Origin of the sequence: Paraburkholderia kirstenboschensis, assembly GCF_904848585.1 — a bacterium.
Taxonomy (GTDB): Bacteria; Pseudomonadota; Gammaproteobacteria; order Burkholderiales; family Burkholderiaceae; genus Paraburkholderia; species Paraburkholderia kirstenboschensis.
Genome location: NZ_CAJHCR010000001.1, coordinates 877,849 through 901,681 on the forward strand (window position 1 = coordinate 877,849; position 23,833 = coordinate 901,681).

Genomic DNA, 23,833 nt, shown 5'->3' on the forward strand with positions numbered 1-23,833 from the left:
TCAAATTCATGGCGTTTCATGACTAACGGCAATCAATCCGGCAACCCGCGCGGCAACGACGGCGTTCAGATTCGCGGCAGCATTCCTGCCATCATCACCCCGATGCTCGAAGACGGCAGCCTCGATCTGCCGGCATTTCGCAAGCTGATCGACTGGCACGTCGCGGAGGGCACCAATGCGCTCGTCGTCGTTGGCACGAGTGGCGAGTCGGCTACGTTGTCGGTCGAAGAACACGTGCTGATGGTCAAGACCGCGGTCGAGCACACGGCGGGCCGGATTCCGGTGATCGCGGGCTCGGGCGGCAACTCGACTGCAGAGGCCATTGAACTCACGCGCCAGGCGAAAGAAGTGGGGGCGGACGCCACGCTGCAGGTCGTGCCGTACTACAACAAGCCGACGCAGGAAGGCATCTATCGCCATTTCGCGAAAATCGCCGAAACGGTAGACCTTCCGGTGATCCTGTATAACGTGCCGGGCCGCACGGTCGCGGACATGAGCAACGAGACGATTCTGCGTTGTGCGCAGGTGCCGGGCATCATCGGCGTGAAAGAAGCGACGGGCAATATCGATCGGGCCGCGCATCTTATCAAGTCGGCGCCGGCTCACTTCGGCATCTACAGCGGCGACGACCCCACGGCAATCGCGTTGATGCTGCTCGGCGGTCACGGCAATATCTCGGTTACCGCGAACGTCGCGCCGCGCGCCATGAGCGAACTGTGCAAGGCCGCGCTGGCTGCGGACGCAAAGACAGCCCGCGAGATTCATCTGAAGCTCCTGTCGCTGCACAAGAACCTGTTCATCGAATCGAATCCGATTCCGGCGAAATGGGCACTGCAGCAATTGGGTCGTGTGCAGGGCGGAATCCGCCTGCCGCTTACGCCGCTCGACGCGCAATACCATGAAGTGGTGCGCGGCGCGCTGCGCGAAGCGGGCCTGCTAGGCTAGGCGGCCCGTCCGCGTACCCTCGGCGCTCACCCAGTCCACTGGCATTCCCTTAACCGACGTCGATCCAGCCCACGTTCCCGGCACACAGAACCAGGCACCGCGTTCCAGCATCACGAAGGACCTCATGAAACGTTCCGCACTTTCCCTCCACGCAACCCGCATGGCGGCGCTGACGCTTGCCCTGGTGACGCTCGCCGGCTGTGACACCCTGAACGACTGGTTCGCTTCCGATCGCGTGAATTACAAAGGCGCTGGCAGTGCGCCCCCGCTCGCCGTGCCCGGCGATCTGACCACCACGCCGACCGATCAGCGCTACGTCGCTCCTCCGGCCAATCTGGCGCTGGGCGGCGCCACGAAGCGCGCGGTTACGGCTGCCGGCAATTCCACGGAAGGCCAGCCGACCGCGCAGGACCCGTATGGCATGCACATCGAGCGCGACGGCGACCGCCGCTGGCTGGTGGTCGACGGCCGCTCGCCGGAACAACTGTGGCCGCAATTGCAGGAGTTCTGGCAGGAGAACGGCTTCGCGCTGAAAACCGACGCGCCGGCAACCGGCATCATGGTGACCGACTGGGCTGAAAACCGCGCCAATATTCCAGACGACTGGTTCCGCCGTACGGTGGGCAAGGTGATCGACTTCGCTTATTCGTCAGGCACCCGCGACAGTTTCCGCACGCTCGTGTCGCGTGGTCCGTCGGAGACTACCGATATTTCCGTCACCCACAGCGCAATGGAAGAAGTGCTGACGGGGCAGGACAAGACGTCGTCGCGTTGGGAAGAGCGTCCGCGCGATCCGGCGCTCGAAGCGCTGTTTCTGACGAAACTGATGCAGAAATTCGGCCTGACCGAAACGCAGTCGAAGCAGCTGCTGACGGAGGCGCGCCCCGCTACCGCACCGGCTACGCTCGACAAGAGCGCAGGCACGTCCACGCTGGATCTTCAGGAATCGTTCGACCGTGCATGGCTGCGCGTCGGCCTCGCGCTCGACCGCACGAATTTCACCGTCGACAACCGCGATCGCGCGAAGGGCATCTACTACGTGCGCTACGCCGATTCAATGCAGGAACTGAAGAAAGAAGGGCTTCTCGGCAAGCTGTTCTACAGCGGCAATTCTTCGAAAAAGCCGGGACAGGAGTTTCTCGTCAACGTGCGCCCGAAGGGTGACACGGTGACGCAAGTGGCGGTGCTCGACGCGAACGGGCAGATCGACAATTCATCCGACGCGCAGCGCATCGTGACGCTCCTGCACGCGCAACTGAACTAACGGGCTGTGCGATTCGCAAGTCTTGGCAGCGGCAGTGAAGGCAACGCGTTGCTGGTGGAAGCGCAAAGCGGCGCGACCACCACGCGCGTGCTGCTCGACTGCGGCTTTTCCGCCAAGGAAGTCGAGCGGCGCCTGACGCGGCTCGGCTCTAGCGCCGAAGATCTCGACGCTATCCTGATCACTCACGAACACAGCGACCACATCGGCAGCGCGCTGACGCTGGCGCGCAAGTGGTCGATTCCGCTGTATATGAGCTGGGGCACCGCCCGCGCGGTGGGTGCCGACGAGGCCAATGTTGACCTGCAAGTGCTGTGGGGCGATGAGGCTGTGGCGATCGGCGACCTGAGCGTTCTTCCGTACACGGTTCCTCACGACGCCCGCGAGCCGTTGCAATACGTGTTCTCAAATGGCGCGAGCCGCCTTGGCGTGCTGACGGATGTGGGCACGTCCACCCCGCATATCAGTTCGGTCTTGAGTGGTTGCGACGCGCTGGTGCTCGAATGCAATCACGACGTGCGAATGCTAGCCGGCAGCCGCTACCCGCAGTCGCTGAAGGCGCGCATCGGCGGCAATCACGGGCATTTGAACAACGACGCCGCGGCCGAAATTCTGGCCTCGCTCGATCGCTCCCGTCTGCGCCACCTGGTGGCCGCACACCTGAGTCAGCAGAATAATCTGCCGGAACTGGCGCAGGCTGCCATGGCAAGCGTGTTGGGCGCGGCGCCGACTGAAGTCGTAGTGGCTTCGCAGGCCGAAGGGTTTGAGTGGCTGGATCTGTGAGCGTTGTCGTATTACCCAATGAGAAAAGCCCATAACGAGCGATCGTTATGGGCTTTTTCTACGACGCGGCGGCGGGTGGGACTGAGCGCCGCCGCGCCTGGGTTCGACGCGTAGAACTTAGTTGCGGTTGCCGCCGAAGATGCCGAGCAGCGCAAGCAGGTTCACGAACACGTTGTAAAGGTCGAGATAGATCGCGAGCGCTGCCGTGATGTAGTTCGTCTCGCCGCCATTCACGACGCGTTGGACGTCGAAGAGCATATACGCCGAGAAAATCACGATGGCCATGACGGAAACCGTGAGCATCAGCGCCGGCAGGTGCAGGAACACGTTGGCGACGGACGCCAGCAGCAGCACGATCACACCCATGAAGAGCCACTTGCCGAGACCGGAGAAGTCGCGCTTGCTGACGGTGGCAATGGTTGCCATGGAGGCGAAAATCACACCGGTGCCACCAAAGGCGAGCATGATCAGCGACGGGCCGTTGGAGAATCCCAGCACGAAGCCAAGAATGCGCGACAGCATCAAGCCCATGAAGAACGTGAAACCGAGCAGCACGAACACGCCGGCGGCGCTCTCTTTCGTTTTCTCAATCGCGAACATGAAGCCGAAGGCGATCGCGAAGAACGCCAGCATGCTCATGGCGGGACTTGTAGCGGCGAACAGCGAGAACCCGGTGGCGAGGCCCACCCACGCGCCGAGCACTGTCGGAATCATGGACAGCGCGAGCAGCCAGTAGGTGTTTCGTAGCACGCGGTTACGCGTTTCCACCGTGCTGACCGCGCCAGTGCGGCCAAAGCTATACGGATGATCGTTCATGGTCTCTCCTTACGTCAGAAGCGTGTTGCGTAGTGGTATCAGCGGTTTATCCAGCGCTCTTGCAGCGGCCGTGCCGGAGGCTTTTCGCCCCCGTCACGAAGTACTCGTTCCTAAGATCGGTGCGGTGGCGAGGAGTTTCAATGCCATCACCAACTTCAAGTGCATTAAAAAGTGCCCACGAGGACTACGCTACCAGTATTCAGAAACTCCTGCTTGGAGTCTTTCAATGCTGTAAGGGTTCAATCGCAATCATACACGGGAACATGCTACAATAGCGGATTCATTTGAATCTGTAACCTCTTAATTTTTTGGAGTTTTTATGGCGATCGAACGCACCCTGTCGATTATCAAGCCGGACGCAGTGGCCAAGAACGTGATCGGCCAGATCTACAGCCGTTTCGAAAACGCTGGCCTGAAGATCGTGGCTTCGCGCATGGTTCATCTGTCGCGCGCCGACGCTGAGAAGTTCTACGCGGTGCACGCGGCACGTCCGTTCTTCAAGGACCTGGTCGAGTTCATGATTTCGGGCCCGGTGGTCGTACAGGTGCTGGAAGGCGAAAACGCCGTCCTGAAGCACCGTGACCTGATGGGTGCAACGGACCCGAAGAAGGCCGAAAAGGGCACGATCCGCGCCGACTTCGCCGACAGCATCGACGCAAACGCGGTGCACGGTTCGGACGCCGCTGAAACGGCTGCAGTTGAAATCGCATTTTTCTTCCCGCAAGTGAACGTCTACTCGCGCTAATGCTTGATTGCCCCGGCGGTTGTGCAGCCGGTTTCGTCTAGTCACACGAATCGCTGGGCAAAGTAGTAAGGTAAAAGCAGCAGGGATGGGCGCGAACGGCTTTGCGTTCATGCAGCTTGTTGCATGAACGCAGTCTCGCACTGAAATGGCAGGATTCGATATGACGAGCAGTTCCACCGTCAACCTTCTCGACCTCGACGCCCAAGGGCTCGTCGCCTATTGCGACAGCCTGGGCGAGAAGCCGTTTCGCGCCAAGCAATTGCAGCGCTGGATCCACCAGTACAACGCTGCAGACTTCGACGGCATGACCGATCTCGCGAAGTCCTTGCGCGAAAAGCTGAAAGGCCGCGCTACGATTTCGATGCCGGGCATCGTCAGCGACCATATTTCGACCGACGGCACACGTAAGTGGCTGATCGACGTCGGCAACAGCAACGCAGTCGAAACCGTTTTCATCCCGGAAGAAACGCGCGGCACGCTCTGTGTGTCGTCGCAAGCGGGGTGCGCGGTGAACTGCCGCTTCTGTTCGACCGGCAAGCAGGGTTTCTCCCGCAATCTCACGACCGGCGAGATCATCGGCCAGCTGCGCATGGCCGAGTTCGCGCTGCGGGCGTCGCGTGGTGTGGACGGCGGTCGCGCCACGGGCGGCGACGGCAAAGGCGAGCGCGTCGTCACGAACGTCGTGATGATGGGTATGGGCGAGCCGCTCCTGAACTACGACGCGGTCGTGCCCGCCATGCGCCTGATGCTCGACGACAACGCGTACGGCTTGTCGCGCCGGCGCGTCACGCTGTCGACCTCGGGCGTCGTGCCCATGATGGACCGGCTTGGCGCCGATCTGCCCGTTGCGCTGGCTGTTTCGTTGCATGCGCCGAGCGATCCGCTGCGAGACATGCTGGTGCCGCTGAACAAAAAATACCCGCTGCGCGAATTGATGGCGGCTTGCCAGCGCTATCTGAAAGTCGCGCCGCGCGATTTCATCACCTTCGAATATTGCATGCTCGACGGCGTGAACGACAGCGAAGCGCAAGCGCGCGAACTGCTGGCGCTCACGCGTGACGTCCCATGCAAGTTCAATCTGATTCCGTTCAATCCGTTCCCCGAGTCGGGCCTCGTGCGCTCGAAGCAGGAACAGATCAAGCGGTTTGCACAAGTGTTGATGGACGCGGGCGTCGTCACCACGGTGCGTAAAACACGCGGCGATGATATCGACGCTGCCTGCGGTCAGTTGGCCGGTGCGGTGAAAGACCGCACGCGGCTCGCTGAGCGCACCGGGAAGGCAGCGAAGATCATCGAAGTTCGCGCCGTGTAGGCCGGAAGGGCGGCACCTGCGGGTATTAGGGCGCGAGGCGCCCGTCAATGCTCAAAAGCGCCTGGTACGCCGGCAATTGAAAAGAAAGTTTGCAGAATCGATCGGAAGCGGCACATGAGGCCGCGCATTTTGTTATAAACGGTCTGCGATTCGGACATGAAGTTTGGACCGGTCCGGTCGCACGAGTGAAAAAAGAATCGACGCGAAAGGATTTGGGATGAGTGAGCCGCAGCACCCGCAGCCGCAGGACACAGACACGAACGAAGGCCACCCGGCATCTGCCACGCGGGCGGCGGTGCAGCCTGTCGTACAGCCTGTTGCGCAGCCGGGCCTGGACTCGCTTGCGGCGGTTGGCGCGCGCTTGACGCAACTGCGCGAATCGAAGGGCTGGTCGATCGAAGACGTGTCGGCCCGGCTGAAAGTGGCACCCGCCAAGCTGCGCGCGCTCGAATCGGGCGACATCAGCCACCTGCCGGACACCACTTTCGCCCTCGGCGTGGTGCGCAGCTACGCGAAGATGCTCGGCGCCGATCCTGCTCCGTTCACGCAGGCGTTGCGCCGCGAGAAGGGTGTGGCTGCGCCGGATCTGTCGATGCCCGCATCCTCGGGCAAGGACTTGCCGCGCGGCCGCGTGTCTCTGTCGCTTGGCGGCGGCGCGCAAAAAAGCCGCTCGTGGTTGTGGGGCGTGGCGGCGGTGATCGTCGCGGTAATTTCGCTCGCCATGTGGCACACCAATGGGGGCGATTCGACGGCATGGCTCGCGCGCCTGAAGGCGAGCGCGAATGGCGGGGCCGGCGGCGCCACAGGTGCGTCGGGCGCTGTCGCGCAAGGTCCGGCAACTGGTTCGGAGGCAACTGCGCAAGAGGCTGCGTCCGAGTCCGAGGCGCAAGCTGGCGTTCGGAATGCAGCGTCGGCTACGCCGATGCCCGTGCCGCTTGCGGCCGATACTGCGCCGGCTTCCGCGCCGCCCGTCACGGCGGCGCCTGCCGCGAACGCTCCGGCGGTCGCCGGTGAATCAACGAAGGCAGCGGCGACAGCATCGGCGCCGGTCGCGGGGTCGGCAATCATTGCGCTGCGCGTGACCAAGGACAGCTGGTTCAGTGTGCGCGGCAAGGACGGTAAGGAAGTATTCTCCGGCCTCGTGCATGCGGGCGATACGAAGGAAGTGACGGGCGAGGCGCCTTTCAAGGTCACGGTTGGCAACAAGGCCGGTCTTGAGTCGTTGACGCTAGACGGCCAGCCGGTTGATCCGTCGAAATATGCGGCGGCGAAAGGCAATGTGGCGCGCTTTGCGCTGCCTTGATACAGACGGTGTGCGCCGCGGCCAACCGGACCGCGGCGCTTTTTCAATTGAGGCGTCACGTTTTTTGTGTGGCGCGTGTGGCGTAAATGGGTTTTTCGATGCAATCCGAAGCTCAATCCCAATCCAGTAGCAAGATCGTGTCTAACGAGCCGGTGTTCGGCGGCCAGGCTGCGCGGCGCAAGTCGCATGCGGTCGACGTCCGCTGGGGCGGCCAGCTCGTCACCATCGGGGGCGATGCGCCCGTGCGCGTCCAGTCGATGACGAACACGGACACCGCCGACGCGATTGGCACGGCCATCCAGATCAAGGAACTGGCGCAAGCCGGCTCGGAACTGGTGCGTATCACGGTCAACACGCCGGAGGCGGCCGCGGCCGTGCCGGCGGTGCGCGAGCAGCTCGACCGCATGGGCGTGTCGGTGCCGCTCGTCGGCGATTTTCACTACAACGGCCACTTGCTGCTGCGCGACTACCCCGCATGCGCGGAGGCGTTGTCGAAGTACCGGATCAATCCCGGCAACGTTGGGCACGGCGCGAAACGCGACACCCAGTTCGCGCAGATGATCGAAGCGGCGGTGAAGTACGACAAGCCGGTGCGTATCGGCGTCAACTGGGGCAGTCTGGACCAGGACCTGCTCGCGAAAATGATGGACGAAAACGCTGCGCGCGCGACGCCGTGGGAAGCGCAAAGCGTCATGTACGAAGCGCTGATCCAGTCTGCGATCGGCTCTGCCGAGCGCGCGGTTGAACTCGGTCTTGCGCGCAATCAGATCATTCTGTCGTGCAAGGTGAGCGGCGTGCAGGACCTGATCGCGGTGTACCGCGAACTCGCGCGCCGTTGCGATTTCGCGCTGCACCTCGGCTTGACGGAAGCGGGCATGGGCTCGAAGGGCATCGTCGCGTCCACGGCGGCGCTGTCGGTGCTGTTGCAGCAGGGCATCGGCGACACGATCCGTATTTCGCTCACGCCGGAGCCGGGTGGGTCGCGTACCGGCGAGGTCATCGTCGGGCAGGAAATTCTGCAGACCATGGGCCTGCGCTCATTCACGCCGATGGTGATCGCATGCCCCGGCTGTGGCCGCACCACGAGTACGCTGTTCCAGGAACTCGCCTCGCAAATCCAGACGTATCTGCGCACGCAGATGCCGGTGTGGCGTGATCAGTATCCTGGCGTCGAGAAGATGCACGTCGCGGTGATGGGCTGCATCGTCAATGGTCCGGGCGAGTCGAAGCAGGCGAACATCGGTATCAGCCTGCCTGGTTCGGGCGAGAATCCGGCGGCACCGGTGTTCATCGACGGCGAGAAGGTGAAGACGCTGCGTGGCGAGAACATCGCGCAAGAATTCCAGCAAATCGTGAGTGACTACGTCGAGCGCCGCTACGGCCGCGCCGAGGCGCTCAACTAAACATCGGCTATCGAATACAGATGACTGAACAGAAGAAAAAGCTCGAAAAGCTGTCCGGCGTGAAGGGAATGAACGACATCCTTCCGCAGGACGCCGGGCTGTGGGAATTTTTTGAAACCACCGTCAAGTCGATGCTGCGTTCGTACGGATACCAGAATATTCGTACGCCGATCGTCGAACACACGCAGCTGTTCACGCGCGGTATCGGTGAGGTGACCGACATCGTCGAGAAAGAGATGTACAGCTTTACCGACGCGTTGAACGGTGAAAACCTGACCATGCGCCCGGAAAATACGGCGGCGGTGGTGCGCGCGGCGATCGAGCACAACATGTTGTACGACGGCCCGAAGCGCCTGTGGTACATCGGCCCGATGTTCCGTCACGAGCGTCCGCAGCGCGGTCGTTATCGCCAGTTCCATCAGGTCGGCGTGGAAGCGTTGGGCTTTGCCGGTCCGGACGCGGACGCTGAAATCATCATGATGTGCCAGCGCTTGTGGGACGACCTGGGCTTGACCGGCATCAAGCTCGAAATCAATTCGCTCGGTCTTGCGGAAGAACGCGCGGCGCATCGCGTCGAACTGATCGCATACCTCGAAAAGCACATGGACGTGCTCGACGAAGACGCAAAGCGCCGTCTCTACACGAACCCGCTGCGCGTGCTCGACACGAAGAATCCGGCGCTGCAGGAAGTCGCGCAGAACGCGCCAAAGCTGATCGATTTCCTCGGCGAGGAATCGCGCGCGCATTTCGAAGGTTTGCAGCGCATTCTCAAAGCGAACAACATTCCGTTCAAGATCAATCCGCGTCTCGTGCGCGGTCTCGATTATTACAATCTGACCGTGTTCGAATGGGTGACCGACAAGCTGGGTGCGCAAGGCACGGTCGCGGCGGGCGGCCGTTACGATCCGCTGATCGAGCAGCTGGGCGGCAAGCCCACGGCGGCTTGCGGTTGGGCAATGGGCATCGAGCGAATTCTCGAGTTGCTGAAGGAAGATCAGCTCGTGCCTGAAGACGAAGGTTGCGACGTCTACGTTGTCCATCAGGGCGACGCCGCACGCGAGCAGGCCTTCATCATCGCCGAGCGGCTGCGCGACACCGGCCTCGACGTGATCCTGCATTGCAGCGCCGACGGCCAGTCGGCTAGCTTCAAATCGCAGATGAAGCGCGCCGACGCAAGCGGCGCCGCGTTCGCGGTAGTGATGGGCGAAGATGAAATCGCGAACGGTACCGTCGGGGTCAAACCGCTGCGAGATACAAGTGCCAGCGGCGGTAAAAACGAGCAACACAACGTGCCCGCCGAAGACTTGACCGAATTTCTAATCAATGCGATGGTTGCAACCGCCGAAGATGGCGACGACTGATCGCGATGTCGTCGAGCCGGTTGGTGACCGATCAGGCTCGACACGCACACGTAGCAAGAAAGAGGAAATCGCCGGGCAATGAGTTACCACGACGAACAAGAATCGATTGAAGGTCTGAAGACTTGGTGGGCGCAATGGGGTAACGCAACCACATGGATCGTGCTGGTGGCGCTGGTCGCGTCGGCAGGCTGGAACGGCTGGAATTTCTGGCAGCGGCGTCAGGCGGCGGAAGCCGCCGTGTTGTATGACCAGGTGCAGCAGGCCGTGGCATCGGGCGACAAGGCGAAGATCACGCGCGTCGCCGCTGACATGGAAGACAAGTTCAGCCGCACGGCCTATGCGCAAATGACCGCGCTTGGCGCCGCCAAGGCGCTCTATGCCGCAGGCGACGAAGCCGCGGCAAAAGCCCAGTTGCAATGGACCATCGATCACGCGAAGGACGACGAGTTCAAGCAGATCGCCAAGCTGCGGCTTGCTTCGCTTCTGCTCGACGAAAAGGCTTACGACCAGGGTCTCGCACTGCTCGCCGAGCCGCAGTCCGATGCGTTCAAAGGCATCGTCGCGAACGGCCGCGGCGATCTGCTCGCCGCTCAGGGCAAGCGTGACGACGCGCGCGCGGCCTACAAGCTCGCGCTGGAATCGCTGTCGAAGAATGACAGCTCCGCACGCCAGTTGATCCAGTTCAAGCTGGACGCGCTGGGCGGCTAAGCGCCGGGTGCGGTGCACCGCGTGCAACGACCAACCGGTCTTTCTTTAACCTATTTCCTGAATGCTTCGTCCACCGATGAATCTGCTGAAACGTTACGCTGTGCCCGTTGTCTGTGCGATGACCGTCCTCGCTCTCGCGGCATGCTCATCCACGAAAGACGAGCGCCGCGTGCCGACGCCGCTCACCGAGTTCAAACCCGTGCTCGACGTGCAGCAAGCCTGGAAGACGAGCGTCGGTAAGGCAGGCCGTTATCTGTTCTCGCCCGTTGCGGTCGGCGACGCCGTGTATGCGGCCGGCCAAAACGGCTCGGTTGCGAAGATCGACGCACAAACCGGCAAGGACATCTGGCGAGTCAAGCTGCACGACGACATTTCCGCGGGTGTCGGCAGCGACGGCACGCTGGCGGCTGTCGGCGGCCTGAAGGGCGACGTCTATGTGCTCGGCGCGGACGGCAAGCAATTGTGGACGGCCAAGGCACCGGGCGAAATCATTTCGCCGCCGCTCGTCGGCAACGGTCTCGTGGTCGTGCGTACTGTGGACGGACAGATCGTCGCATTCAATGCGCAAACCGGCGAGCAGAAGTGGAACTATCGCAACCGCGCGGTGCCGCTGAACCTGCGCGTGTCCTCTGGTATGACTTTCGCGGGCGACGCGGCTGTGCTGGCCGGGTTCCCTGGCGGCGCATTTGCCGCGATCAATCTGCAGACGGGCGAGAATTACTGGCAAACGCCGGTCTCCTATCCGAAGGGCGTGACCGAAGTCGAGCGCATCAACGACGTGACCGGGCCGCCCACGCTGGTCGGTTCGGAAACCTGCGCGGTGACGTTCCAAGGGCAGATCGGCTGTTTCGATGCGAACTCCGGCCGTGCGTTGTGGGAAAAGGCGTTCTCGAGCGCGAGCGGTCTTGCGCAGGACGACCGCGCGGTCGTCGCGGCGGACGACTGGTCGGTTGTATCCGCGTTCGACGTCACCAATGGCACGCAGCTGTGGAAGAACGACAAGCTTAAGAATCGCGAACTGGGCGTGCCGTTCATCCTCGGTCGTGCGGCTGTGCTGGGCGACTATCAGGGTTATGTGCACTTCTTGTCGCGCGACGACGGCACGCTGGTCGCACGCATGAAGACCGACGGCAGCGCGATTTCGGCAGCGCCGGTGCTGGCCGGCGAGACGCTCGTCGTGCAAACGCGCGACGGCGACCTGTACGGTTATCGTCCGCGCTGATTTGAGCGAACGCCGTCAAGCGGGCAGGCCGGCTTTGCCGGCCGCGCGCTTTTTCGCGGCGGATGCAGTTGCCGTGTTCTATGCGTTCTGCGGAACACGTGTCGTCCCGCAGGCAGCGTCGCAAAGTAAGTATGGAAATGGAATTCCGTCGCACTGGCTGGGTCGGCGGCCCGACCAAAACGGCTAAGTAAAACGGCCAACGAAAGCGGCCAACGAAAGCGGCCGACAAATGCAGCTGAGAAAGCCAGCTAGCGAGGGCCGTAGAGAAGAGCGGCGGCCAACGGCAGCGCATAGAGGCGACGCACACAAGGGCCAACAGAAACGACCAGTGTGGCTTGTTCGCCGCTTGCGGCACCGCCTTTCGACATTGCCAGACGGGCAGCGCAACTCACGAGCGAACCGCCCCGCAGCAAAATGAAGCCTCGTAGCCTCGCCGCGCTGCGCATACAGTCAAACCCCCGTCCGCCTCGGCGCGCATATGGACAGCGCATCCGGGGCTGGCCGAATTCGTGATAATTTTCGTCAAACGCTGCCGTCTAGCGGCGCAATGGCGTCGCAATGCGGACGGTCGATTCCGATCCGCGTTTCACCGTGAACAACATCTGATGAAACCCGTTATTGCCCTCGTAGGGCGCCCCAATGTGGGGAAATCCACGCTCTTCAATCGTCTCACGCGTTCGCGTGATGCGCTCGTCGCCGATTTGCCCGGCCTCACACGCGATCGCCACTACGGCGAGGGGCGTACCGGGGAGCGGCCGTATCTGGTCGTCGATACCGGCGGTTTCGAGCCCGTCGCGAAAGACGGCATCCTCCATGAGATGGCGCGCCAGACGCGCCAGGCGGTGGAAGAGTCGGACATCGTCGTGTTCATCGTCGACGGTCGCAATGGCCTTGCGCCGCAAGACAAGGCGATTGCCGACTACTTGCGCAAGACCGGCCGGCCGATCTTCCTCGTCGTCAACAAGGCCGAGGGGATGAAGTACAGCACGGTCGCCGCCGACTTCTACGAACTCGGTCTCGGCGATCCGCGCGCGATTTCGGCGGCGCACGGCGACGGCGTCACGGAGATGATCAATGAGGCGCTCGGCGTCGCATACGCCGGTCAGCCCGAGGAAAGCGACGACGAGAAAGAAGCGCGCGGCGTGAAGATCGCGATCGTCGGCCGCCCGAACGTCGGCAAGTCGACGTTGATCAACGCACTGGTCGGCGAAGAGCGCGTGATCGCGTTCGATATGCCGGGCACCACGCGCGATTCGATCTACGTCGACTTCGAACGCCAGGGCAAGCCGTACACGCTGATCGATACGGCTGGCTTGCGCCGCCGCGGCAAGGTGTTCGAAGCGATCGAGAAGTTCTCGGTCGTGAAAACGCTGCAGTCGATTTCGGACGCGAATGTCGTGATTCTGCTGCTCGACGCGCGCCAGGACATTTCGGAGCAGGACGCGCATATCGCCGGCTTCGTGGTGGAGCAAGGCCGTGCGCTGGTGGTGGGCGTGAACAAGTGGGACGGGCTTGACTCGCATGTGCGCGAGCGCACCAAGGCGGATCTCGAACGCAAACTAAAATTCCTCGACTTCGCCAAGTTCCATTTCATTTCTGCGGCGGAAAAGACGGGTATTGGTCCGCTGATGCGATCGGTGGACGACGCGTATTCAGCGGCAATGGCCAAGCTGCCGACGCCGAAGCTCACGCGCGCGCTGATCGATGCAGTGGAATTCCAGCAGCCGCGCCGCCGTGGTCCGGTGCGGCCGAAATTGCGCTACGCGCACCAGGGCGGACAGAATCCGCCGATCATTGTGATTCATGGCAACGCACTCGACGCGATCACCGAAACGTACAAACGCTACCTTGAAAACCGCTTCCGCGAAACTTTCAAGCTGACCGGGACTCCATTGCGAATAGAGTTCAGATCGTCGACGAACCCTTACGCGGACAAAGGCTGAAACCCGCATGTGCGTTGGGTTTGGCCGCTTAGGCAGGGTGCCCGCGCGAAAACGAAAATCAGCTATAGTGTAGCGGTTGACGGCGGATACCTTTTTCTTCCGTCGTCAATTTAGTCAACCTGCAAAAAAATACGGAGTTTGCTATGAGCAACAAAGGGCAATTGTTACAAGACCCGTTTTTGAACGCACTGCGTAAAGAGCATGTGCCGGTGTCGATCTACCTGGTCAACGGCATCAAGCTTCAAGGGAACATTGAATCGTTCGACCAGTATGTCGTGTTGCTCCGGAATACGGTCACCCAGATGGTCTACAAGCACGCAATCTCGACTGTCGTGCCAGCCCGTCCGGTGAATTTCCACCCGGATTCTGAACAGTCCTAAACCCCCGTCGCGGCCGGCGTAGCGTCGCCCGTTGGCGATCACCTCCGGCCGCCTCATTTTGATACCCTCCAATTTGATCAATGCAGCGCTTGTCGGCATCGACTTCGGTAAGATCGATTTCGAAGCCAGTCTCGAAGAACTCAGCCTGCTCGCGCAAAGCGCGGGCGCGAATCCTCTAGTCACCCTCACCGGGCGCCGGGCCAGTCCCGACGCGAAGATGTTCGTCGGCAGCGGCAAGGCCGAAGAACTGCGTCTCGCGTGTGAGGCGAACGACATCGAACTCGTCATCTTCAACCACGCTCTTGCGCCTGCCCAGCAGCGCAATCTGGAGCAAGCGCTTAATCGGCGCGTGGTCGACCGCACTAGTCTCATCCTCGATATTTTTGCGCAACGCGCCCGCAGTCATGAAGGCAAGCTGCAGGTGGAACTCGCGCAATTGCAGTATCTGTCGACGCGGCTAATCCGCGCATGGACCCACCTCGAGCGGCAAAAAGGCGGTATCGGGTTGCGCGGTCCAGGCGAAACGCAGCTCGAAACCGACCGCCGGCTGATCGGCGAGCGCATCAAGGCGCTCAAGACGCGGCTCGAAAAGCTGCGCCGTCAGCATGGCACGCAGCGTCGTCAGCGCTCGCGCAATCAGACCATGTCGGTGTCGCTGGTCGGCTATACGAACGCGGGCAAGTCCACGCTCTTCAATGCGCTCACGAAGGCGCAGGCGTATGCGGCCGACCAGTTGTTCGCTACGCTCGACACGACCTCCCGTCGCGTTTATCTCGGGGACGAAGCGGGGCAGGTGGTGGTGTCGGACACGGTCGGCTTCATTCGCGAACTGCCCCACCAACTGGTTGCCGCGTTTCGCGCCACGCTCGAGGAAACGATCCACGCCGATCTGCTGCTGCATGTCGTCGACGCGTCGAGTGCGGTGCGTCTCGATCAGATCGACCAGGTGAACGAGGTGTTGCATGCGATCGGTGCGGACACGATCCGGCAGGTGCTGGTGTTCAACAAGATCGACGCGGTGCCGGAGTTGGCGGCCCGTGGGGACGCGGTCGAGCGGGAGGAGTATGGTAATATTTCGCGCGTCTTTTTGAGCGCGCGCACGGGGCAGGGGCTGGACACATTGCGCGCGGCCATCGCTGAGATCGCTACTGCCGAAGCTCTGTCCGACACGCCGCACGACTCCTCGGAAGAAGACCGGTCGGCGGCACCGCGCGACGACCGCAAGGTCTCAGAACTCGGGCACTGACCCGTTCCAATTGCATACCCGCTGTCTACTCTGGTGAACGAACACAGGTGAACGATTACAACGAGCGGAGTATCTGGCTGCGCATGCGCGCCATGCTTTCACTGAACGATCCGCGCTGGGGCCGTGGCGACGGCAATGGCGAGCGCCAGCGGCCGGGTGAGCCCAAGCGCCCACAGACCAAGGAAGGTGAAGGTCCGCCCGATCTCGACGAGATGTGGCGGGATTTCAACCGCCGTCTGAGCCGGATGTTCGGCCGCAAGGGCGGCGGTGTCGGCGGTGGGCGTCCCGACAACGGTCGTGGCGCACGCATCGGCGTGGGCATCGTAATTGGCGTGCTGATCGCGATCTATCTCGGCAGCGGCGTGTTCGTGGTGCAAGACGGCCAGGCCGGCGTTGTGATGCAGTTCGGCAAGTATCGCTATACGGCAGGGCAAGGCGTGCACTGGCGCCTGCCATATCCGTTCGAAGCTCATGAGCTCGTCAATATCGGCCAGGTTCGCCAGGTGGAAATCGGCCGCAATAACGTGGTGCGTCTTGCGAACGTCAAAGACGCGTCCATGCTCACGCACGACGCGGATATCGTCGACGTGCGCTTTGCGGTGCAGTACCAGATTCGCAGGCCGACCGATTACCTCTTTCGCAGCGTCGATCCCGACCAGGGCGTGATGCAGGCCGCGCAGGCGGCGGTGCGCGGCATCGTCGGCGCACGCAGCACAGATGAAATTCTTGGTCAGGATCGCGAAGTAATCCGTCAGCAGTTAATGGCGGCTATCCAGCAATCGCTCGATGAATATCAGTCCGGCCTCGCCGTGACCGGTGTGACGATCCAGGGCGTGCAGGTTCCCGACAAGGTGCAGGCCGCGTTCGACGACGCAGCCAAGGTCCGTCAGGAGAACGAGCGTGCGAAGCGCGACGCGCAGGCGTATGCCGCGGAACTGCTGCCGCGCGCGCAAGCCGATGTGGCGCGCCAGGTCGACGACGCAAAAACCTACAGCGACAAAACGGTGGCTGAGGCGCAAGGCGACGCCGAGCGCTTCAAGCAGGTTTATGCGCAGTACTCGAAAGCGCCCGCCGTGATTCGCGAGCGCATGTATCTGGAAACCATGCAGCAGATCTATTCGAATACGACGAAGGTATTTGTGGACAGCAAGAGCGGCAACAATGTGCTGTATCTGCCGCTCGACAAACTGGTCGAGCAGACTCGTCAGCGCGTGGCCGATGCTGGCGCAGCCGCCACGGCGGCATCGGGCGGCGCTGCCGGCAGCGCGCCGCAAGCAGCGAATTCCAGTGCACCGGCCGCAGGCGGATCGCCGGCGGCAGCGCCTGCAGTGTCTGCGTCTGCCGCAGCCGCCACACCCGCCAGCCGCGCGGCGGCCAGTAGCGACGCGCTACGTTCACGCGACTCCTTCCGCAGCCGTACGCGCGAAGACGACGTTCAATAAGGGGCGCACATCATGAACAAGATCATTGCGCTCGTCATTGCAGTTGTCATCGTGCTGTTTGCCGCTTCGTCGATGGTATTCGTTGTCGACCAGCGGCATATGGCAGTGTTGTCGCCGCGTGGCGACGCCGCTCCTACCTTGCTCGGTCCTGGCTTGCACGTGAAGTTGCCTCCGCCGTTGCAAACCGTGACGCTGGTCGATAACCGCATCCAGTCGCTCGACTCGCCGGACGAAGACCGCTACGTGACTTCCGACAAGAACGATCTGCTGGCGAACCCTGTCGTCAAATATCGCGTGACCGATCCGCTGAAACTGCTGGCCGAAACGAAGGGTGACGTGCAGAGCCTGCCGGACCGCATCGCGCTCGTTGCACGCAGTGCGCTCGGCGACGCGTTCGGCAAGTACACGTTGTCCGATGCATTGGCCAAACAGCAGGCACTCGCCGACGAAGCCCGCGCCGCGATGGCAAAGACCGCGGCGTCGCTGGGCGTGTCGGTCGTGGACGTCCAGTTGACGCGGGTCGATGTTCCGGCCGCCATGGCTGACTCGGTCTACAAGCGGATGATCGCCGAACGCGAGCAGATCGCGGCCGACGAGCGCGCGAAGGGCGCCGCCGAAGCCGACAAGATCCGGGCGGACGCCGTTGCCCAGCAGCAGGCGATTCTCGCGGACGGCTACCGCCAGGCGCAAACCATCAAGGGCGAGGGCGACGCAAACGCAGCCGAGATTGCCGCGCAAGCGTACGGCAGCGACCCGGAGTTCTATCAGTTCTACCAAAGCATGCAGGCGTACCGGAAGACCTTCAAGCCAGGCGACGTGATCGTGGTCGATCCGAGCAACGAGTTCTTCCGCTTCATGCGTAGTTCGACCGGCGGCGCCGCCCCGGACGCTTCCGCGGCCCCGCGCAAACACCAATAATTCGGAACGCCGCGGCATTCGCATCGCGGCCCCTTCTTTCGCATGGATATAGTCGGCTCGTTACTGCTCGCGATCGCGTTGATGCTGATTATCGAGGGGATGTTCCCGTTCGTTTTTCCGAGCGCCTGGCGCGACACGTTCCGTAGAATAGCGGAACGACCCGCGCATCAGATTCGTGTCGGCGGGCTGATCGTGATGCTGCTCGGGCTGATTCTGCTGTTTTTCGTGACCTGAGGCAGCGGGCCGGCTGGCGCGCGATGCCGCGCGCGGCGCGACTTCAGGTGTGAGCAAGGTCGCTCGCTTGCGTGGCGGAGGCCCGCGCCGGAGCGCGCGCTGTCGGTCTCACGCAAGCCGGGCATGTCGCGAAGTCGCCGAACTCGCCAGAATCGAGCCCTGGCCCGCCAACCACATTCATTTACCGGCGCACTCAGCCGCCGTGTTCAACGTCGTAGGACTGTATCGATGTCGACCTGGTTACTTCCCGAGAACATTGCCGACGTGCTGCCGTCGGAAGCCCGCAAGATCGAAGAATTGCGGCGCCATTTGCTGGACCGTTTCCGCTCGTACGGCTACGAGATGGTCATGCCGCCTATGCTCGAATACATCGAGTCGCTTCTGACGGGTGGCGGCCACGATCTGAATCTGCGCACCTTCAAGCTGGTCGATCAGTTGTCCGGACGCACGCTCGGCCTGCGCGCCGACATCACGCCGCAAGTCGCGCGTATCGACGCGCACCTGCTGAATCGCCAGGGCGTGACGCGTCTTTGCTACGCCGGAAATGTCGCGCACACGCGGCCACGCGGCCTGCACGCGACGCGCGAGCAGATTCAGATCGGCGCCGAAATCTACGGTCATGCGGGCCTTGAAGCCGATCTGGAAATCCAGCAGCTGATGCTCGATGCGCTGCGTCTCGCGGGGCTGGCCAAGGTGCGTCTGGACCTGTGCCACGCGGGCGTGCTCGCCGCATTGATCGAAGCGGAACCGGCGGCCGCCGAGCTGGGGCAATCGCTCTACGACGCGCTGGCGGGCAAGGACGTACCGCGGCTCGTCGAATTGACCGCCAACCTCACGGCCGTGAAACGCGATGCATTGCGCTCGCTACCCTCGCTTTACGGCGACGCCTCAGTGCTCGAAGAGGCGCGCGCCCGCTTGCCGAATGCGCCGGCTATCGCGCGCGCGCTCGACGACCTCGCATTCCTCGCGGGCCAGGTGGAAGGCGCCGAAGTGATGATCGACCTCGCCGATCTACGCGGCTACGCGTATCACAGCGGCGTCATGTTCTCGGCATACGTGGACGGTGTGCCGAATGCGGTTGCGCGCGGCGGCCGTTACGACCATGTCGGGCAGGCTTATGGCCGGGCACGGGCGGCAACGGGCTTTTCGCTCGATCTGCGCGAAGTGGCGCGCATCTCGCCGGTCGAAGCGCGCAGCAGCGCGATCCTCGCGCCATGGCAGCACGACGACGCGCTGCGTGTGAGCGTCGCCGCATTGCGCGATGCCGGCGAAGTGGTGATTCAGGCGCTGCCTGGCCACGAGCACGACCTGGATGAATTCGCGTTCGACCGCGTGTTGGTCGAGCGCAACGGCGCATGGACGGTTGAACCGCGCTCCTGAGCGGGTTCCTGTGTTCCTGAGCGGATTCCCGAGGCCGTTCCGATACGAGCCGCTCGAGAGCTATTTCTGCCGGCCTATCGGAGCGCCTCGCACGCAACGTGCATGAGTCGCCGAACGCGGCGCGGTTAGAAACCGCGCTTCTTGGCAATACCCACCATAACGTGCATACCGTTGAGCGGAAACGGAAAAATTCCGGATGCTTCCGCGAACCTAGGTAGAATACGTTTTTAACCAGCTTACGAAACAACATGTCTGCCAGCGCAGTGAATGTGAACCCCGGGCGTAACGTCGTCGTCGTGGGGACCCAGTGGGGTGATGAAGGCAAGGGCAAGATCGTCGACTGGTTGACGGACCACGCCCACGGCGTCGTTCGCTTCCAGGGCGGTCACAATGCCGGTCACACGCTTATCATCGGTGGCAAGAAAACCATCTTGCGTCTGATTCCGTCGGGCATCATGCATCCCGGCGTCGCGTGCTACATCGGCAATGGCGTCGTGTTGTCGCCGGAAGCGCTGTTCAAGGAAATTGGCGAACTCGAAGCCGCCGGCGTCGACGTTCAGCAACGCCTGTTCATTTCCGAAGCCACCACCCTGATCCTGCCGTACCACATTGCTATCGACCAGGGCCGCGAAGCGCGCCGTGGCGCGAGCAAAATCGGCACTACCGGCCGCGGCATCGGCCCCGCATACGAAGACAAGGTGGCGCGCCGCGGCTTGCGCGTGCAAGACCTCTTCGAGCCGGAGACTTTCGCTGAACGCCTGCGCGAAAATCTGGACTATCACAACTTCGTGCTGACGCAGTACCTGGGCGTCGCCGCTGTCGACTTCCAGCAAACGCTCGACACGATGCTGAGCTATGCCGACCGTCTGAAGCCGATGGTCACCGACGTATCGCGCCGTCTGTACGACGCGAACGCCGCCGGCAGCAATTTGCTGTTCGAAGGCGCGCAAGGCACGCTGCTCGACATCGACCACGGCACCTATCCGTTTGTCACGTCGAGCAATTGCGTCGCGGGCGCGGCGACTTCGGGTGCGGGCGTCGGTCCTCAAAAGCTGAACTACATTCTTGGCATCACGAAGGCGTACTGCACACGCGTCGGTTCGGGTCCGTTCCCGAGCGAACTGTACGACGCGGACAACGCCGCGCGTCAGGAGGCGATCGGCCTGGAACTCGCCACCGTCGGCAAGGAATTCGGCTCGGTCACCGGCCGTCCGCGCCGCACCGGCTGGCTCGACGTTGCAGCACTGCGCCGCTCGATCCAGATCAATGGCGTGTCGGGCCTGTGCATGACCAAGCTCGACGTGCTCGACGGTCTCGAAGAAGTGAAGCTCTGCGTCGGCTACACGGTGGACGGCAAAAACGTCGATCTGCTGCCGCGCGGCGCGTCGGAAGTCGCGCGCTGCGAGCCGGTGTACGAAACCTTCGCGGGCTGGAAGGAAAGCACCGTCGGCATCAAGGAATGGGACAAGCTGCCGGCGAACGCACGTGCGTATCTGTCGCGCGTTCAGGAAGTGGCGGGCATTCCTATCGACATGGTGTCGACGGGTCCGGACCGCGACGAGACCATTCTGCTTCGTCATCCGTTCAAGGCTTAAGCGATGGTGCAAGGTCTCCCCATGATTGCGATGAAAGATCCGCGCAACGACGACAAGAACCTCTGGGTCGGCTGGGACGAATATCACCGGCTGATCGAATTGCTCGCCATGGCGGTGCATGAGTCAGGCTGGAAGTTCGACAAGATCCTGTGCCTCGCGCGCGGCGGTTTGCGCGTGGGCGACCAGCTCTCGCGTATCTACGATCTGCCGCTGGCTATTCTCGCCACGAGTTCGTATCGCGAAGCGGCCGGCACGGAGCAGGGCGAACTGGACATCGCGCAATACATCACGATGACGCGCGGCGAACTGCACGGCAACGTGCTGCTCGTCGACGACCTCGTCGATTCGGGCGTGACGCTCGCACGTGTTCAGCAGCATCTGAAAGAGCGCTATCCGGCGATCACGGCGGTGCGTTCGGCAGTGCTCTGGTACAAAGGGTGTTCGAAAGTGAAGCCCGATTATCACGTGCAGTATCTGCCTACGAATCCGTGGATTCATCAGCCGTTCGAGGAGTGGGACACCGTTCGTCCGCACAACCTCGGCGCGTGGATCAAGCGCGGCGTCGCGCAAGCGCAGGAGTCCTCGGGAAACTGATGAGATGTGCCGCACGTGCCGTACATGCGCGGCGGGCATCGCAACGTTTAGCGGCACTCAGTGCTGCACCGTGTCCATGCAACGCATCCGAAGCGGAGCCCGATTGGGCTCCGTTTTTTTATGCGCGCGCAGTCAGCGGCGTCTACGCTTCGCAGCGTGCGATGACATTCGCAGCACAGCGACTCGCACAGCAGACGCGCACATATCGCAGTGCTACACTGCGCGGACCATCCACGTGGTGTATCCACAACAAGCCGGGCGGCTTCAGGCAGGCGGTTTAGAATAGCGGTCGTTTTTTCCGCCCTGGGAACGGATTTCCTCGCGTTTATGACAGATAACAATCACGTGCACAAACAGCCACTGCCTTCCCTCGCGGTCGCTGCGATCGGGGTGGTGTTCGGCGATATCGGCACGAGCCCGTTGTACGCGCTGAAAGAAGCCTTCAGCCCGTCGCATGGCATCCCACTCACCGATCAATCCATCCTGGGCGTGATTTCGCTGCTGTTCTGGGCCATCGTGATCGTGGTGGGCATCAAGTACGTGTTGTTCGTGATGCGCGCGGACAACAACGGCGAGGGCGGCGTGCTTGCGCTCATGGCGCTGGCGCTGCGTTCGCTCGACGAGAAATCGAAAATGGCCGGCTTGCTGATGATGCTCGGCATCTTCGGCGCCTGCATGTTTTATGGCGACGCGGTAATCACGCCAGCCATTTCGGTGATTTCCGCAGTCGAGGGCCTGGAGATTGCGGCGCCTCATCTGTCGCATCTCGTATTGCCGCTGACCATGGTGATCCTCGTGCTGCTGTTCTGGATCCAGCGGCACGGCACGGCCACGGTCGGCCGGCTGTTCGGCCCGATCATGCTGCTGTGGTTCGTGGTGCTTGCCGCGCTCGGGCTCTGGCATATCGTGCAATCGCCGAATGTGATCCGTGCGCTGAACCCGTATTACGCGTACACCTTCATGGCTGCGCATGTGCTGCAAGCGTACGTCGTGCTCGGTTCGGTGGTGCTGGTGCTGACGGGCGCCGAGGCGCTCTACGCGGACATGGGCCACTTCGGAGCCAAGCCGATCCGCATGGGCTGGTACGTGCTGGTCATGCCGTCGCTGGTGCTGAACTATTTCGGCCAGGGTGCGTTGCTCATGCACGACGCGAAGGCGATCGAGAATCCGTTCTTCCTGCTCGCGCCGCAATGGGCGTTGCTGCCGCTGGTCGTACTGTCGACGGTCGCCACCGTGATTGCTTCGCAGGCGGTGATTTCAGGCGCGTATTCGCTGACGAGCCAGGCGATCCAGCTCGGCTACGTGCCGCGTATGAAGATCCTGCACACATCCGAACTCGCAATCGGCCAGATCTATGTGCCAGTGGTGAACTGGATGCTGCTGTTCATCATTCTGTGCATCGTGATTGCGTTCAAGAGCTCGGACAATCTTGCGGCCGCATACGGCATTGCGGTGACCGCGACCATGGTCATCACCACCATCCTCGCTTGTGTCGTGATGGTGAAGGTGTGGAACTGGAACAAGTTCCTCGTCGGGCTGATCATCGCCGTGTTCATTACGATTGACTTAGGCTTTTTCGGTGCGAATCTGCTGAAGGTGGAAGAGGGTGGCTGGCTGCCGCTCGGCATCGGCGCGCTGCTGTTCTTCCTGCTGATGACATGGTTCAAGGGCAGGATGATCGTGAAAGAGCGCACGGCCGCCGACGGTATTCCGCTGATGCCGTTCCTGCAAGGCCTCCTCGCGCATCCGCCGCATCGTGTTTCGGGTACGGCGATCTATCTGACGGGCAGCGATTCGCTCGTGCCGGTCAGCCTGCTGCACAATCTGAAGCACAACAAGGTGTTGCACGAGCGCACGATCTTCCTGACCTTCGTCACACGCGACATTCCGTATGTGAACGACACGGAGCGGGTGACGGTGAAGAACATCGACGGTGGTCTGTATCTCGTCAAGGCCGCATACGGTTTCAACGAGACGCCGGACGTGAAGGCGGTGCTCACCGAAATCGGCCGCACGAACGACATGACCTTTGAGTTGATGGACACGTCGTTTTTCCTCGCGCGCGAAACGGTCGTGCCGACACAATTGCCAGGCATGTCGGTGTGGCGCGAGCGTGTCTTCGCATGGATGCACCAGAACGCCGCCAAGCCGACGGACTTCTTTAGTATTCCGGCTAATCGCGTTGTGGAGTTGGGTACGAAGATCGAGATCTGACGGCACAGAGTGTGGCTTGTCCGTGTGC

General features: G+C 62.2%; 21 protein-coding genes. 20 read left to right on the plus strand and 1 reads right to left on the minus strand.

Annotation, left to right across the window (positions count from 1 at the left end):
- Positions 1–18 precede the first annotated feature (18 nt).
- From dapA to JMY24_RS04000, 3 genes are all read left to right on the plus strand, one after another.
- Positions 19–945, plus strand: a complete 927-nt coding sequence (dapA, locus tag JMY24_RS03990; RefSeq protein ID WP_020065533.1) for a 4-hydroxy-tetrahydrodipicolinate synthase — start codon at positions 19–21, stop codon at positions 943–945.
- Between the two features lie 124 nt (positions 946–1,069).
- The gene (gene bamC, locus JMY24_RS03995; RefSeq protein WP_128595393.1) at positions 1,070–2,209 is read left to right on the plus strand and encodes an outer membrane protein assembly factor BamC; all 1,140 of its coding nucleotides are present in this window, start codon (positions 1,070–1,072) and stop codon (positions 2,207–2,209) included.
- Positions 2,210–2,215: 6 nt separating this feature from the next.
- Positions 2,216–2,989, plus strand: a complete 774-nt coding sequence (locus tag JMY24_RS04000; RefSeq protein WP_128595392.1) for an MBL fold metallo-hydrolase — start codon at positions 2,216–2,218, stop codon at positions 2,987–2,989.
- Positions 2,990–3,106: 117 nt separating this feature from the next.
- On the opposite strand, the gene JMY24_RS04005 is transcribed toward JMY24_RS04000, so the two are convergent.
- Positions 3,107–3,805 carry a Bax inhibitor-1/YccA family protein gene (locus JMY24_RS04005; RefSeq protein ID WP_020065536.1) on the minus strand — a complete coding sequence of 233 codons (699 nt, stop codon included), beginning with the start codon at positions 3,803–3,805 and terminating at the stop codon, positions 3,107–3,109.
- A 319-nt stretch (positions 3,806–4,124) separates the two neighbouring features.
- Between JMY24_RS04005 and ndk the strand changes: the two genes are divergently transcribed.
- The 17 genes from ndk to JMY24_RS04090 all read left to right on the plus strand — a co-directional run bounded on the left by ndk (position 4,125) and on the right by JMY24_RS04090 (position 23,805).
- Entirely contained in the window at positions 4,125–4,550 is a 426-nt protein-coding gene (gene ndk, locus JMY24_RS04010; protein ID WP_006051306.1) for a nucleoside-diphosphate kinase, read from the plus strand.
- 160 nt (positions 4,551–4,710) lie between these two features.
- Positions 4,711–5,862: a dual-specificity RNA methyltransferase RlmN gene (gene rlmN, locus JMY24_RS04015; protein WP_128595391.1), complete on the plus strand. Its 1,152-nt coding sequence runs from the start codon at positions 4,711–4,713 to the stop codon at positions 5,860–5,862.
- A 217-nt stretch (positions 5,863–6,079) separates the two neighbouring features.
- Complete coding sequence (locus JMY24_RS04020) at positions 6,080–7,165, plus strand: helix-turn-helix domain-containing protein (protein WP_201701417.1); 1,086 nt, start codon at positions 6,080–6,082, stop codon at positions 7,163–7,165.
- Positions 7,166–7,251: 86 nt separating this feature from the next.
- A complete protein-coding gene (gene ispG / locus JMY24_RS04025) occupies positions 7,252–8,568 on the plus strand; it encodes a flavodoxin-dependent (E)-4-hydroxy-3-methylbut-2-enyl-diphosphate synthase (protein ID WP_128589058.1) in 1,317 nt (438 codons plus the stop codon).
- 20 nt (positions 8,569–8,588) lie between these two features.
- Positions 8,589–9,929, plus strand: a complete 1,341-nt coding sequence (hisS, locus tag JMY24_RS04030; protein WP_201701418.1) for a histidine--tRNA ligase — start codon at positions 8,589–8,591, stop codon at positions 9,927–9,929.
- Between the two features lie 78 nt (positions 9,930–10,007).
- Positions 10,008–10,637: a YfgM family protein gene (locus JMY24_RS04035; protein ID WP_128589056.1), complete on the plus strand. Its 630-nt coding sequence runs from the start codon at positions 10,008–10,010 to the stop codon at positions 10,635–10,637.
- A gap of 76 nt (positions 10,638–10,713) precedes the next feature.
- On the plus strand, positions 10,714–11,859 hold the full coding sequence (bamB, locus tag JMY24_RS04040; RefSeq protein ID WP_128595389.1) for an outer membrane protein assembly factor BamB: 1,146 nt from the start codon (positions 10,714–10,716) through the stop codon (positions 11,857–11,859).
- Between the two features lie 605 nt (positions 11,860–12,464).
- Positions 12,465–13,802 carry a ribosome biogenesis GTPase Der gene (gene der / locus JMY24_RS04045; RefSeq protein WP_128595388.1) on the plus strand — a complete coding sequence of 446 codons (1,338 nt, stop codon included), beginning with the start codon at positions 12,465–12,467 and terminating at the stop codon, positions 13,800–13,802.
- 143 nt (positions 13,803–13,945) lie between these two features.
- Positions 13,946–14,182: an RNA chaperone Hfq gene (gene hfq, locus JMY24_RS04050; protein ID WP_006051315.1), complete on the plus strand. Its 237-nt coding sequence runs from the start codon at positions 13,946–13,948 to the stop codon at positions 14,180–14,182.
- 73 nt (positions 14,183–14,255) lie between these two features.
- Positions 14,256–15,428 (plus strand): GTPase HflX, encoded by a 1,173-nt coding sequence (gene hflX, locus JMY24_RS04055; RefSeq protein ID WP_128595387.1) that lies wholly within the window; start codon positions 14,256–14,258, stop codon positions 15,426–15,428.
- A 47-nt stretch (positions 15,429–15,475) separates the two neighbouring features.
- A complete protein-coding gene (gene hflK, locus JMY24_RS04060; RefSeq protein ID WP_201701419.1) occupies positions 15,476–16,870 on the plus strand; it encodes an FtsH protease activity modulator HflK in 1,395 nt (464 codons plus the stop codon).
- Between the two features lie 12 nt (positions 16,871–16,882).
- Positions 16,883–17,788 (plus strand): protease modulator HflC, encoded by a 906-nt coding sequence (gene hflC, locus JMY24_RS04065; RefSeq protein ID WP_128595385.1) that lies wholly within the window; start codon positions 16,883–16,885, stop codon positions 17,786–17,788.
- A 42-nt stretch (positions 17,789–17,830) separates the two neighbouring features.
- A complete protein-coding gene (locus tag JMY24_RS04070) occupies positions 17,831–18,022 on the plus strand; it encodes a DUF2065 domain-containing protein (RefSeq protein WP_020065549.1) in 192 nt (63 codons plus the stop codon).
- 228 nt (positions 18,023–18,250) lie between these two features.
- The gene (locus JMY24_RS04075; protein WP_128595384.1) at positions 18,251–19,402 is read left to right on the plus strand and encodes an ATP phosphoribosyltransferase regulatory subunit; all 1,152 of its coding nucleotides are present in this window, start codon (positions 18,251–18,253) and stop codon (positions 19,400–19,402) included.
- Positions 19,403–19,650: 248 nt separating this feature from the next.
- Complete coding sequence (locus tag JMY24_RS04080) at positions 19,651–20,997, plus strand: adenylosuccinate synthase (RefSeq protein ID WP_128595383.1); 1,347 nt, start codon at positions 19,651–19,653, stop codon at positions 20,995–20,997.
- 3 nt (positions 20,998–21,000) lie between these two features.
- On the plus strand, positions 21,001–21,591 hold the full coding sequence (locus tag JMY24_RS04085) for a phosphoribosyltransferase (protein ID WP_020065552.1): 591 nt from the start codon (positions 21,001–21,003) through the stop codon (positions 21,589–21,591).
- Between the two features lie 327 nt (positions 21,592–21,918).
- Positions 21,919–23,805: a potassium transporter Kup gene (locus JMY24_RS04090; protein WP_201701420.1), complete on the plus strand. Its 1,887-nt coding sequence runs from the start codon at positions 21,919–21,921 to the stop codon at positions 23,803–23,805.
- The last annotated feature ends 28 nt before the right edge of the window (positions 23,806–23,833 follow it).